At 68.3% G+C, this 13,375-nt stretch carries 9 protein-coding genes; 3 read left to right on the forward strand and 6 right to left on the reverse strand.

Features of this window, described 5'->3' with window-relative positions:
- Window positions 1–59: 59 nt before the first annotated feature.
- The 4 genes from NDI86_RS10160 to hemL form a co-directional block, all read right to left on the reverse strand.
- Window positions 60–278 carry a hypothetical protein gene (locus NDI86_RS10160; protein ID WP_310900310.1) on the reverse strand — a complete coding sequence of 73 codons (219 nt, stop codon included), beginning with the start codon at window positions 276–278 and terminating at the stop codon, window positions 60–62.
- Window positions 279–403: 125 nt separating this feature from the next.
- Entirely contained in the window at window positions 404–1,258 is an 855-nt protein-coding gene (gene prs, locus NDI86_RS10165) for a ribose-phosphate diphosphokinase (RefSeq protein ID WP_310900311.1), read from the reverse strand.
- A gap of 327 nt (window positions 1,259–1,585) precedes the next feature.
- The gene (locus NDI86_RS10170) at window positions 1,586–2,431 is read right to left on the reverse strand and encodes an HVO_0234 family beta-propeller protein (protein ID WP_310900312.1); all 846 of its coding nucleotides are present in this window, start codon (window positions 2,429–2,431) and stop codon (window positions 1,586–1,588) included.
- Window positions 2,428–3,765, reverse strand: coding sequence for a glutamate-1-semialdehyde 2,1-aminomutase (hemL, locus tag NDI86_RS10175; protein WP_310900313.1), 1,338 nt, complete (start codon window positions 3,763–3,765; stop codon window positions 2,428–2,430). Before hemL ends, NDI86_RS10170 begins: the two co-directional genes overlap by 4 nt.
- Window positions 3,766–4,064: 299 nt before the next feature.
- Here hemL and nasA (NDI86_RS10180) point away from each other — a divergent pair, with 299 nt between their 5' ends.
- Window positions 4,065–6,134, forward strand: a complete 2,070-nt coding sequence (gene nasA, locus NDI86_RS10180; protein WP_310900314.1) for an assimilatory nitrate reductase NasA — start codon at window positions 4,065–4,067, stop codon at window positions 6,132–6,134.
- Between the two features lie 48 nt (window positions 6,135–6,182).
- Here the strand turns inward: nasA (NDI86_RS10180) and nasA (NDI86_RS10185) are convergent, their stop codons facing one another.
- Entirely contained in the window at window positions 6,183–8,291 is a 2,109-nt protein-coding gene (nasA, locus tag NDI86_RS10185) for an assimilatory nitrate reductase NasA (RefSeq protein WP_310900315.1), read from the reverse strand.
- A gap of 560 nt (window positions 8,292–8,851) precedes the next feature.
- Between nasA (NDI86_RS10185) and NDI86_RS10190 the strand changes: the two genes are divergently transcribed.
- Window positions 8,852–10,174, forward strand: a complete 1,323-nt coding sequence (locus NDI86_RS10190) for an MFS transporter (protein ID WP_310900316.1) — start codon at window positions 8,852–8,854, stop codon at window positions 10,172–10,174.
- A gap of 323 nt (window positions 10,175–10,497) precedes the next feature.
- The gene (locus NDI86_RS10195; protein WP_310900317.1) at window positions 10,498–12,264 is read left to right on the forward strand and encodes a nitrite/sulfite reductase; all 1,767 of its coding nucleotides are present in this window, start codon (window positions 10,498–10,500) and stop codon (window positions 12,262–12,264) included.
- Window positions 12,265–12,526: 262 nt separating this feature from the next.
- Here the strand turns inward: NDI86_RS10195 and NDI86_RS10200 are convergent, their stop codons facing one another.
- Window positions 12,527–13,168 (reverse strand): chemotaxis protein CheC, encoded by a 642-nt coding sequence (locus tag NDI86_RS10200; protein WP_310900318.1) that lies wholly within the window; start codon window positions 13,166–13,168, stop codon window positions 12,527–12,529.
- Between the last annotated feature and the right edge of the window lie 207 nt (window positions 13,169–13,375).

Consider the following 13,375-nt stretch of genomic DNA (forward strand, 5'->3'; position numbering starts at 1 on the left):
GTCACGGAACAGGCAGACCCGGCGGCCGGGACGTGGTGACGGCTGAACGGTCGCTGCGGTTACTCCTGGGGTTCGCGTCCGACCGGGCCGCCGGGTTCGAGATGTTCGGTGAGCCACCCGAGGTCGGTGCCGTCCGCCGTGGGGCCGCCCTCCACGGCCTCGATGAGTTCGTCGGAGGCCATCACCGTCGTGTAGAGGTCACAGACCAGTCGCTTCAGTACGTCCGGGTCGTCCGGCAGGTCCTCCGGGTGGAGTTGCGCCGGGAGTTCGTCGCTCATGTGCCCAGGGAGGGATGGACAGGGGAAAAAGTTGGCGTCGGCCAGGGTGAGCGTCGTCGCTCGTGGTCACCGGCCGCGAGCGACTCGCCGGAGGGACGAACCGTCGGCGACAGAGCGACCGACGCTTATAGCTCCTCGGCCACGACCGGCGCGGCGCTGACCGCGGTGGCCGCTCGCTCCAGCGTGTCGGTGCCGTAGACGGCTTCGACACCCGCGGTCGAGAGCTTCGTCAGCGCGTTGCTCGCCAGCATCGGGTGGACGCAGGTGACGAAGATGCGGCCCGCGTCGCGTTCGTTCAACACCGCGATAGCTTCGCTCATCGTCGAGCCGGTGGCGATGATGTCGTCGGTCAGGACCACGTCTCGGCCGGTCACCGCGGCGTCGCTGGGCGTTACCGTCACCGCGCCGCTGTCGTAGTCGCGGTCCTTCACGAAGTGGTCGGTCTCGCCGGTCCCGTAGGCGTCTCTGACCGTCTCGGCGAGTTCGATAGCGCCCTCGTCGGGCGAGAGAAAGAGGGGGTCGACGAGGGCGTCGGGGAGCGGTTCGGCGAGCACCGGTGCGGCGTCGACGGCCGTCGCCGGGACGGTGAAGAAGTCACAGACTGCGGGCTCGTGTGGCGTGACGGTAACCACGCGGTCGGTGCCCGTCGAGATGGCCCGCGCCATCGCCCGCGAGGAGACGGGCTCGCCGGGCCGGAACGCCTCGTCCTGACGGGCGTAGCCCATGTACGGCAGGACGGTGACGACCTCGCTGGCGCCGGCCTCGCGAACCGCGTCCTGCAACTGGAGCAACTGGACGTGGGCGTCGCTGTCGACGGTCGAGGCGACGACGACGGCCCGTTCGCCCGCGACGGCCTCGGGCACGCGGACGACGTGCTCCCCGTCGGCGAACTGTTCGTACTCGACCCGAGCGAGCGACTCGTCGGCCGCCTCGGACAGCGCGGCCGCGAAGGCCTGTGTCTCCGCGCCGGGGATAATCATGTGCGAGGGGTCATCGGCAGGGCTAAACCCCTTTTCGATTCGTGGGCTAGTAACTACATGCGGCGTCACTGAGGACGTCTCGAGCAGTGCGGACAGCCAGAAAGCCCCGACGCGCTCGGGTCGCGCGACTCGCGTGGCTCCTCGTCACGCAGTTCGTACCCGTGGTGCTTGCGTCGTCCTCAGAAATCGAAGATTTCTGCTGGGCTGTACAAGAGCTTCGCTCTTGCGAACGTCGGGTTTCCCCGAGAGCGTCGCCCCGTTCAGTCCCGCCCGCCAGCTGTGTCACCGGCAGAAACTCCTCGGCTGTGCCACCAGCCGAAACCAGCCTCAGGCAACCGCCACGCCGACGACCTCGGGCACCCCGAGCGACCGGGCGCGCCAGCCGCCGCGGCCGTCGGCCGTCGCGTCGTCGGCGGTGTCGACGAGGAAGGTCCCGTCCTCGGTGATGGCGTAGGTGTCCGCGCCGTAGGCCACGTCGACGACCCGCTCACGGACCGGGAGGTCACAGGGCTGCCAGTTCGGCTCGGGGCCGGCGCCGCCGTGGTCGGCCAGTTCGTAGAGCCCGTCGGCATCTGCTGTATGAACTCGGCGGCCGTCGCTGGCGACGACGTAGTGGGCACCCGAACGGACGGGCAGCCAGTTCTCCCTGGCACCGACGGTGCCTTCCTGGGCGTCGCGCCTGTAGAGGCCGTCCGCCGTCGCGGCGTAGGGGCCCGCCACGTCGGCGGCGTCGTGCAGCCCCAGATACGCACAGCCCGGCAGGCCGTAGACGCCGTCGGCGGCCGCCACCAGGTCGTCGGAAAGCGCCCGCACGTCGTCGACAGCCCCCATCTCCCACCACTCGCCGTCGTCGTACCGGGCGACCCGTCCCTCGCCGGCGGCCACCAGCCCGTCGGCGTCGTAGCCAACGGCCGTCGCGGGGCCGAAGCCGGTGGCGGCGAAGCCGTCGTCGGTCGAGACCAGCACCGACTCCGCCGTGGCGACCGCTATCTCGCCGTTCGCGCCGGCGACGGCGCGGGCCGAACACCGGTGGACGAGGCTGAACCGGCCTATCTGTCCGCCGGCGGTCTCGACGCGGGTGACGCCCAGACCGGACGCGACGTAGGCGTGGGTCTCGGGACGGGTCTGGCCGTACATCCGCTTTTCCGACAGCGAGATGTCGTCGTCGCTCATAGCGCCGCCTTGTAGGCCTCCAGGGTCTCCTCGATGTCCTCGTCTGTGTGGGCGTCACAGACGAACTGGGACTCGAACTGGTTGGCGGTGAGGAAGACGCCCCGCTCTTTCATCGCGGGCCAGAACAGCCGCTCCCAGCGCTCGGTCTCGGCGCGCTTGACGTCGTGGCCGTTCTTCGGGCAGTGGTCGTAGCGCGGGCAGTCCGTCCGCTGGGTACAGCCGGCCTCGCAGTGACCCTCGAAAGAATCGGGTGCCTCGCGGGTGAAGATGACTTTGAACATCGAGTCGGTCCCGACGACAGTGTACTCGGGGGCCCGGTCTTCGAGGATATCCTGCAGCCCCGACCGGAGCCGCTCGGCCAGCCCGTTGACGTGGCTGTACACGTCGTTCTCGGCGGCATACCGCAGCGTCTCCAGGCCGGCCGCCATCGTCACCGGGTGGCCGGAGAACGTGCCGGACTGGAAGACGCTGCCGGCGGGGGTGAACTGCTCGATTAGCTCGCTCTTGCCGCCGATGGCGCCGACCGGGAAGCCGCCGCCGACGATTTTGCCGAACGTGGTGATGTCGGGGTCGATATCGAACTTCCCCTGGGCACACTGGAGGCCGCCGACGCGAAAGCCCGTGATGACCTCGTCGAAGACGAGCAGGGAGCCGTGGTCGTCACACAGCTGTTCGAGTGTCTCGTGGAACCCCTCGACGGGGTGGACGATGCCGTAGTTCCCCAGAATCGGCTCCGTGAGGACGGCGGCGATGTCGTCGCCGTGTTCGGCGAACACGTCGTGGGCGGCCTCGCGGTCGTTGAACGGAATCGTCAGGGTGTGTTCGGCGAAGCTCTCGGGGATACCCGGACTGGAGGGACTGGTGTGGTCGCCTTCCCCTTCGACGAGCGTGGACTCCTGGGCGCCGTGGTAGCCGCTCTGCATCACGACGATTTTGTCGCGGCCGGTGTACCCGCGGGCCAGCCGCACCGCCGAGACTGTCGCCTCGGTGCCGGAGTTGACGAAGCGGGTCATCTCGACGCTGGGGACGTGCCGGGCGACGAACTCCGCGAGTTCGACCTCGACCTCGGTCGGGGCGCCGTACATCGGCCCCTCGGCGGCGCGCTGCTGGACGGCGGACTGGACCGACTCGGGCATGTCGTGGCCCAGCAACAGCGGCCCGTAGCCCATCACGTAGTCGATGTAACGGTTGCCGTCGGCGTCGACGACGTGGCCGCCGTCGCCCTTCTGGACGAAGAACGGATAGGGACGGACGGCCCGCACCGAGGAGTTGACGCCGCCGGGCATCACGGACAGGGCCCGGTCGTAGAGTTCGCGTGACTGCTCGTGGTTCATAGCCTGGTTTCGGCGGCGGGACGAAAGAAAGTTACTGACGGGCGGCGACGGCGGCGTACTGACGTTTCGGGCCGACCCGGGCGGGGAACTGGAAATGTTAAACCAGCCGGCGTCTGCCGGCACAGTGCGAGACCAGAAGTTTACGAACCGGGTACAGAACGCGATATAGCGAGAGTTCCATCAAGAGTCAGGGTTTTGTAGTGCCCATCCAATCGGTTAGATAGACATATGCTAGTCGAACGTCGCAACCAAACGTTCGGTCGCGTCCGCCCCGGCGCCGCGCTGGCGCGTGGTAGACAGTGAGCGACTGGGTTCCCACGACGTGCATGCGCTGTGCCGTCGGCTGTGGGCACATGCAACGGGGCGCGGACATCGGATACGGTGTCGACATGGTTCGCGGGGACGCGGCCCACCCGGTCAACCAGGGGCTCGCCTGCGCCCGCGGGATTCAGGAGAGCCGCGACCCCGACGGCAGCTGGCTCACGCGCCCGCTGGTCCGGGAGGACGGCGAGTTGCGGACGACGACGTGGGACGTGGCGCTGGCGCGGGCCACGCAGGGGCTGCGCGAGACCCACGCGAACGACCCCGACAGCGTCGCCGTGCTGGGGAGCGGCCAGCAGACCAACGAGGCGGCCTACGCGCTCGGGAAGGTCGCCCGCGGGGGCTTTGGCACCCGCAACTACGACGCCAACACGACGCTGTGTATGGCGTCGGCGGTGACGGCGTACTACCAGGCCTTCGGCAGCGACGCGCCGCCCTGTACCTACGACGATATCGACGACGCCGAGAGTCACGTAGTCTGGGGGGCCAACCCAGCGGTCGCCCACCCCGTTATGTTCCGCTGGATAGGCGCTGCGGCCGAGGAGACCGAACTCATCACCGTCGACCCCGTGCGGTCGGAGACCGCCGAGAACAGCGACCATCACGTCGCCCCCGACCCCGGCAAGGACCTCGCGCTGGCCCGGGCCGTCCTGGCGCGCCTGGTCGAGACCGACCGCATCGACGGTGACTTCGTCGAGACGGCGACCGACGGCTTCGAGGACCTGCTGGGGACGCTGCCCAGCGCCGAACGCGCGGCCGCCGACGCCGGCGTCGGGGCCGACGAGGTGGAACTGCTGGCCGCGGCGCTGGACCGGCGCGCGCTGCTGTACTGGGGGATGGGCATCAACCAGCACGTCCAGGGGACCGAGACGGCGCGGGCGCTCGTCGACCTGACGCTCGCGACCGGGAATCTGCGGCCCGGCGGCGGCCCGTTCTCGTTGACGGGACAGGCAAACTCCATGGGGACGCGCATCTGCTCCTCGAAGGGGTCCTGGCCCGGCCAGCGGGCCTTCGGCGACCCGGACCACCGCCGACTGGTGGCCGAGACGTGGGGCGTGCCGGTCGACCGACTGCCCGACGACGCCGGTCCGGGGCCGGTCGAGATGCTGGCAAACGGCCCCGACGCCGTCTGGACCGTCGCCACCAACCCCGTCGCCGGGATGCCCGACGCCGACAACGCCCGCGAGCGGCTCGACGACGCCTTCCTCGTCGCCCAGGACGCCTTTCACACCGAGACGACCGAACTCGCCGACGTGGTCCTGCCCGCGGCGACCTGGGGCGAGAGCGAGGGGACGACGACGAACATGGAGCGGACCATCTCGCGGGTCCGGGCGGCCACGGAGATACCGAGCGGCGTCCGCGCCGACATCGACATCGTCGCGACAATCGGCTCGCGGCTGTTCCCCGGCCTGTTCGAGACGACGTCGCCCGAGCCAAGCGACGTCTTCGACGAGTTCGCCTGCCTCACCGAGGGGACCATCGCGGACTGTTCGGGAATTAGCTACGACCGACTGGAGGAGGGCCACGCCGTCCGCTGGCCGGCGCCCGAGGAAGACAGCGCCGGCGGCTACCGGTACTACGAGCGCGGCGAGTCGGCCGACGAGTCGTGGTCGTTCCCGACGGCGACGGGCAACGCCCAGTTCTCGACGGGCCGACAGCACAGCCTCCCGGAGCCGACCGACGACGAGTACCCCCTCGTGCTGACCACCGCCCGCGAGGCCGACGGCTACAACACCGGCGTCCGGTCGCGGGGCGGCGTCGCCGGGGACCTCGTGGCCCGCGTCAACCCCGAGACGGTCGCGGCCCACGCCGACCTCGTGGTCGAGGACCGCCTCGCCGTCGCCTCGCGGCGCGGGTCGGCGACGGTCCGCGTCGACGAGGACGCGGGCGTCCCGCGCGGGATGGTCTGGCTCCCAATCCACCATCCGGCGACGAACCGGCTGACGCTCTCGGAGTGTGACCCCCAGTCCGACGAACCGCACTTCAAACAGTGTGCGGTGCGCCTCGCCGCGCCCGAGGCGGCGCTGCCGCCGGCGACGGCGGACTGACTGGCGGGCGTCCCGGAGGGCGAGACGGCCGCCGCGGCCGAGCGGTCGTCAGTCGTCGTCGAGCGTCCCGGGCCGCGCGATGCCGGCGCGGGTCACGGTGGTGGACGTGTCGGGCGACGCCAGTCTGACCGCACACTGCTTGTAGTTCGGTTCGTTGGAGTCGGGGTCGATGGCGGGGAGCGTCAACTCGTTGACCGCGGGGTGGTGGACGTCCATCCAGAGCGCGCCGGTCGGGACGCCGGCATCGGGCGTGAGGTTGACCGCGACGCGCGCCCGGCGCGACTCGACGACGGTCCGCCCGCGGTCCAGCAGTTCGATGTACTGGCCGGCAGTCTCGGGGTTGATGCGGGCTATCGGGACGTCGGTCGTCTCGTCGCGGGTCCGCACCCCGGTGTTGTACGCCTCCGGTCGCCGGCCGGTCGTCAACACGAGCGGATACGTGGCGTCGGTGGGTTCGGGCAGCCCGCGGTAGGTCGCCGTCGAGAACTGCGCCCGGCCGGTCTCGGTCGGGAACGACCACGACTCGCCGTCGGCGTCGCAGTAGCGATAGCCGCCCTCCGTCTCCTCGTCGGGCGCCGGCCAGCGGACGGCCAGTTCCCGGTCGAGTCGGTCGTAGCTGATGCCCGTGAGGTCCGTCGGCGTCCCCGCCGTCAGCCCCCGGAGTTCGTCGAAGACCGCCTCCGGCTCCAGGGGCGGTGCGTCGAACAGGTCGTCGTCGATGCGGTGGCCGACGGCGGCGATGATGTCGAGGTCCTGGCGGACGGTGTCGACCACGTCGCTGACCGCCGTCACGCGGGAGACGCGCCGTTCCATGTTCATCACGGTCCCCTCCGATTCGCCCCAGGTCGCCGCGGGCAGGACCACGTCGGCGTGCTCGACGGTCTCCGAGCGGAAGGCGTCCTGGGCGACGAGGAAGACGTCGTCGAGGGCCCGCTTGACGTTCGTGGCGTCGGGCATCCCGGCGACGGGGTTGGTCGCGACGGTCCAGACGGCGTCGATGTGGCCGCGGTTTATCTCGTCGACGATGCCGACGGGCCCCGGACCTGCGTCGTCGGGAAGGCGGTTCAGCGGGACGCCCCAGGCCTCCGCGACGGCGCTGCGGTGGTCCTGGTCGGTAAAGTCGCGGTGGCCGGGCCAGGTCCCCTTCGAGGCACAGACCCGGGCGCCCATCGAGTTGGCCTGCCCGGTCAGCGAGAACGGGCCGGTCCCCGGTCCCAGGTTCCCCGTCGCCAGACACAGGTTGATGAGCATCCGGGCGGCGCCGGTGCCGTGGGTGCTCTGGTTGACGCCCATCCCCCAGTACAGCAGCGTCCGGTCCTCGAAGGTCGTCGCCAGCGCCTCGACCGTCTCGGCGGAGACGCCGGCGGTGCTGGCGGCGTCGGCGGCGGCCGGCAGCGATTCGACCAGCGCGTCGTAGCCGTCGGTGTGGGCGTCGATAAAGTCGCGGTCGACGCGGTCGGTCGCCACCAGCCGCGCGAGTACCGCACGTGCGAGCTGGAGGTCGGTCCCGGGTTCCAGTTGGACGTGGTGGTCGGCGTCGGCGGCCGTCTCGCTCTCGACGGGGTCGACGACGACGAGGCGGCTGTCGTCGTCCGCGGCGCTGTCGAGAATCCAGCGGTACAGCACCGGGTGGGCCGCCGCGGGGTTGGCGCCCCAGACGACGTGACTCTGTGCGACCGGGATGTCGTCGTAGGTGCAGGGCGGCGCATCGCTGCCGAAGGCGTCGTAGTACGCCGTGACGGCCGACGCCATACACAGCGTCGTGTTGGCGTCGAAGTACGTCGTCCCGATGCCGCCGCGGGCGAGTTTCCCCAGCGCGTAGGCCGCCTCGTTGGTCTGCTGGCCGCTCCCCAGCACGGCGATGTTGTCCGGGTCCTGGGCTATCGTCCCGATGAACTCCGCGGCGACGACGCCCAGCGCGGTCTCCCAGGTCGCCGGTCGGAGCGTGTCGCCCCGACGGACCAGCGGTTCCGTGAGCCACTCGCCGCTGGGGTTCTCCGTCTCGCGGATGCCGCGCTCGCAGGCGAGCCCCTCCGAGGTCGGGTGGTCGTAGTTCCCCCGGACCTTGTCCACGCCGTACCCCTCGTCGACGCCGCGCTGGTGTTGCCCGCAGCCGACCGCACACCGCATGCAGGTCGTCGCTTTCCAGTGGGCCATCTACCGCACCACCGCCCGGAGAACCGCCGTCCGGTGACCCGCCACGGCCCCTGGTAGACGAGTGGGGCCCGGCCGCGTGGTGTGGCGAACCGAGCTGTCGCATGTTTGTTCAGTAATTGACCCCATATACTAGATGATTTCGTTCGATTCCCCGGATAACATTTTCGATGGGCGAAAATACGCCACAAATCACAACAGCCAAGTTCCCTTTTTCAGTAGTGCTGTCGGTGGCCGTTTCAATCCGTAGGGGGTGTTTGCAGGTGCTAGAGGAACTAGTACTGTCGGCGGGCCGATTGACGATTCGAGCGTTGACTGACCGACTTTTTGATGTTGAGAAAAAACGGCGTCAGCGGTGGCGCGGCGAAGGCGGGATTGTCCGGTCGTCCGAACACCTGCGGGAAATTCGGCTTTTGTAAACGGCCAGGGTTATTATTTCCCCCTCCATTGTGATATTCGGAGATAATGTGTTCAAACGTAATTCGAATTGGGAATAAAGTTCGTGAAGTACAACCAGACTGTTCCAGAGTCGGGCGTGTGTCCGCCGACGCGGAGGTGTCACGATGGGACTGATTCGGATGACGAAGTACCGGACGCTGCTGCTCGCGACTATCGGGTTCAACTTCTCCTTTCTGATATGGTTCTCCTTCGCACCCTTCACCGGGCCGATGGCCGAGGAGTTCGGGCTGACGACCGCCGAAATCGGCATCCTGGCCAGTTCCGCCATCTGGATGGCGCCCTTCGGCCGGATGCTGACCGGGTGGCTCTCGGATAAGTACGGCGCGCCGACGATATTCGCCATCGTGCTCGCCTACGTGGGGGTGTTCTCCATGGCGAGCGCGTTCGCACAGGACTACACGGTGTTCTTCGTGACGCGGCTCATCGTCGCGACTGCGGGTATCACGTTCGTCATCGGCATCCAGCACGTCGCCGAGTGGTTCGAGGAGGAGAACCTCGGGCTGGCCGAGGGCATCTACGCCGGGGTCGGCAACGCCGGGGCGGCCGGCGGCGCGCTCATCCTGCCGCGGGTCTTCGGCACCGGCTGGAGCGGCCCGCTGTTCTCGACGAACTGGCGCGCCGCCTTCTTCTACACCGGCGTCGTCTCCATCTTCCTCGCCGTCGCCTACTACACGCTCGGCGAGGCCGCAAAGAGCGAGGCGAAGCGCCAGGCGACCGCTGACAACGCGAGTTTCACGGACTGGCTCCACACGGCGACCCGCTACGGGACCGTCGTCCTCGCCGTCGCCTACATCATGTCTTTCGGCCTCGAACTGTCGATGAACGGCTGGCTCGCGACCTACTACCGCGAGGCGTTCAACCAGGACAACCTCGTGCTCGCGAGCACGTTCGCCGCGACCTTCTCCGTCGCGGCCGGACTGCTCCGGCCCATCGGGGGCTACGTCAGCGACCTGCTCGCGCGCAAGGAGCAGAACATCCTCCCCGTCTTCCACGGGCGCTACCGCGAACAGTGGACGTTCGTCTCACTGTGTTTCATCGTCGTCACGATGTTCGGGATGACGCTCGCGGGCCTCTCGGGGGTCCTGCTGAACGCCGTCGCCGTCGGCTTCCTCGTCGGGACCGCGTGTGCGTTCGCCGAGGGCGCTATCTTCGCGCAGGTGCCGGCGATGTTCCCCAACAGTTCCGGCGCCGTCGCCGGCGTCGTCGGCGGTGTCGGCACCGTCGGCGGTATCGTCTACCCGCTCGTCTACTCCGCGCCGTGGCTGTCGAGTCTCCACATCGGCTACTCCGTCGTCGCCGCGTCGATGATTCCGTTCGTACTGCTGGCCGCGTGGGTGTTCCAGCCCGAAATCGCGTCGGTCGCCAACACCAGCGGCTTCGTCGGCGGGTCGGGCAGCGACGCACCGGCTTCGACGAGCGACGACTGACAGGCTCGTCGTCGCCCGGCCGAGTGCTCTCGCGTTCGTGTACGGACAGCGCGTCGTCGGCCACGCAGCCGACCGAGCGCGACCGGGGTTGACGAACGGCAGTCCCGGTGGGCGTTATTTGGAAGATGGACAATACCGGCTCGACCCGGTCCGTCCGCGACGGCGGATTTGGCGATTGTCGGCAGCTCCGAGAAAATACACGCATTTGTTAACGATTACCCTTAACACGCCATAGAACAGGTATAGGACACGAGAGATGTACGAGATACAAGCTACGAAGCGGGATATAATTAAACGAATCTCAATCGCAGGAGGTGTCCACGATGGGGAATAAGAAAGAGGACATCAAGTCGGGACTGTACGGCGACGAGGTCCGCGAGAAGCTAGAGGAGTTCGCAGAGAAGGGGTGGGAGGCCATCCCCGAAGCGGAACACGACGAGTGGTTCTCCCGGTTCAAGTTCTGGGGTGTCTTCCACCACCGCGGCGGCCAGGAGTCCTATTTCATGATGCGACTGACCAACTGCGGCGGCGTCTTAGAGCCCGGCCAGTTGCGCGCCATCGGCGAGGTGGCGCGCGACTACGCCAAGGGACCCGTGGAGAACCCCGAGTTCGGCAACGGCTGGGTCGACTTCACCACCCGACAGTCGATTCAGATGCACTGGCTCAAGCTGGAGGACGTCCCGGAGATATGGGAGAAACTGGAGGCCGTCGGCGTCTCCTCGCGCTCCGCGGGCGGGGACACCATGCGCAACATCTCCGGCTGTCCGGTCGCCGGCAAGGCCGAGGAGTACATCGAGTCCCGGCCCATCTTAGACGAGATTCAGGCGACCATCCGCGGGGACGACGACCTCAGCAACATGCCCCGGAAGTTCAACATCTCCGTCTCGGGCTGCAAGCAGGGGTGTGCCCAGGACGCCATCAACGACATCGGGCTGGAACCGGCCCGCAAGTTCATCGGCGGGGAGGAGGTCGAAGGGTTCAACGTCCGCGTCGGTGGCGGCCTGGGCGGCCGCGAACCGCGCAACGCCCGCCCGCTGGACCTCTTCATCCGGCCGGAACACGCCGTCGAGACGGTCCGTGCGTTCGTGGAGTACTACCACGAGAACGGCAACCGGACCAACCGCGCGAAGAACCGCGCGCGCTTCTTCGTCGACGAACTGGGCACCGACCAGATTCGCGAGGAGTTAGACGAGCGCCTGGACTTCGAGTTCGAGACCGCCGGGACGGACTTCCGCGGCGAGTACACGTACAACGCCGGCAAGAGCACGGAGTTCGGTGCCCACGACCACGTCGGCGTCTACGACCAGAAAGACGACAGGAACTACGTCGGCCTCTCGGTGCCGGTCGGCCGACTCCCCGCCGAGGACGCGATTAAACTGGCGGACCTGGCCGACGCCTACGGCTCCGGCGAGGTGCGCCTGACCCGCCGACAGAACCCGCTCATCATGGACGTGCCCGACGGCAACCTGGCGAACCTGCTGAACGAGCCGTTCCTGGGTAAGTACTCGCCGGAACCGAACCCGTTCACGCAGGGCGCGATGGCCTGTACCGGGACGGAGTTTTGCTCGCTGGCGCTCACCGAGACGAAAGCCCGGATGGCCCGCATGCTGCGCTGGCTGGGCGACAACGTCGAGCTACCGAGCGACGTCGACCGCATCAAGCTGCACTACTCGGGCTGTACCGCCGACTGCGGCCAGGCCATGACCGGCGACATCGGCTTACAGGGGATGCGCGCCCGCAAGGACGGCGAGATGGTCGAGGCCCTCGACGTCGGCGTCGGCGGCGGCATGGGCGAGGAGGCCGAGTTCACCGAGTGGGTCCGCCAGCGCGTTCCCGCCGACGAGGTGCCCGGGATGATTCGCAACATCGTCGAGGCCTACGCGGCGCTGCGCTCGGCGGGACAGACCTTCAGCGACTGGGTCGCCGCCACCGGCCACGAGACCCTCGTCGAACTCGCCGAACCCGAGGAGGTCACGGGGTACGAGGACCCCTGTCTCACCGACGCCAAGCAGTCGTGGTACCCCTTCGACGACGGCGAGAGCCCAGCGCCGACCGACCCCAACGGCGAACCGCTCTCGGCGGACGACTGACCATGGCCGACCCCGAACACCCCGACACGGAATCGGCGGCCGACCAGGCGGTGGCTTACGACGCCGCGCCCGAACTCATCGAGTAGACGGGCCCGAGGCTCGTCAGCGCGGCCATCGGTCCGACAGCGGAACCGCGACAGTGACCCCGCTCGTGTCCAGCCCCGCTGTCGGGTCGTTGTCTCGCGTTCGAGCGCCACGGCTAGCGAATATCGAGCGGGGCCGACGAGACGAGCGCGTGGCTCACAGCGCCGAGAGCCTGGCCCTACACCAAGTCGTCGGCCTGCGTGTCGGCGGCCACGTCCGTATCGAGGTCGATACCCTGGATGAGAGCCACGAGGTCTTCGAGTTCGGGGAAGGTGTAGACGGTCATCCCGAAGTCGCCGTCCTCGACGGTAATCTGGGAGTCGATGACGAAGACGAGTTCCGAGTCGGGCCAGCCGCCCATCTTCTCGATGATGCCGCCGGCCGGGCCCAGCACGAAGTTGGGCGTCCCCATGTCGATGGTCGTATCGAGGACGTTGGCCCAGCCGTCGATAAAGGCGGAGGTCATGATGTTGCCTATCTCCCCCATCGCGGAGCGCTCCATGTCCGAGAAGCCCTCGCCCTCGCTCGGGTCGCCCATCCCGCCCATCATCGCACTCGCCAGGCGCTTGCTGTCGGCCGGGTCGAGCATGAACAGGACGTAGCCGTAGGGCGGTTCGGTCAGTTCGACGTAGATGCCGACCTGCCGGTCGTCGCCGATGTGTGTCGCGACGTCCGCGACGTCGAGAAAGTTTATCTGTGAGGTGTGTACCGAGGCGGGAAGCCCCGTGAGCTGGCCGAGGTGGTCCGCGACGGTTCCCGACCCCTCCTTCGCCATCTGGTTGAAGAGGTCGAGCTTTCGCACGTCGACTTGCAGGCCCATACCCCATCGAGCGAGGCGACCGGCTTAACGGCACCGTCGCCACTATCAGTGCTTGAAAACGGAGAACACGGCCGACGCGGCAGGACAGCCGCGTCGTGCCTCGCCCGCCACGGCAGCACAGCCGCGTCGTGCCTCGCCCGCCACGGCAGCACAGCCGTGGCAGTGTCTCGCCTGCCGGGGCAGCACAGCCGTGGCAGTGTCTCGCCT

Source organism: Haloarcula onubensis (genome assembly GCF_031624605.1).
Taxonomy (GTDB): Archaea; Halobacteriota; Halobacteria; order Halobacteriales; family Haloarculaceae; genus Haloarcula; species Haloarcula onubensis.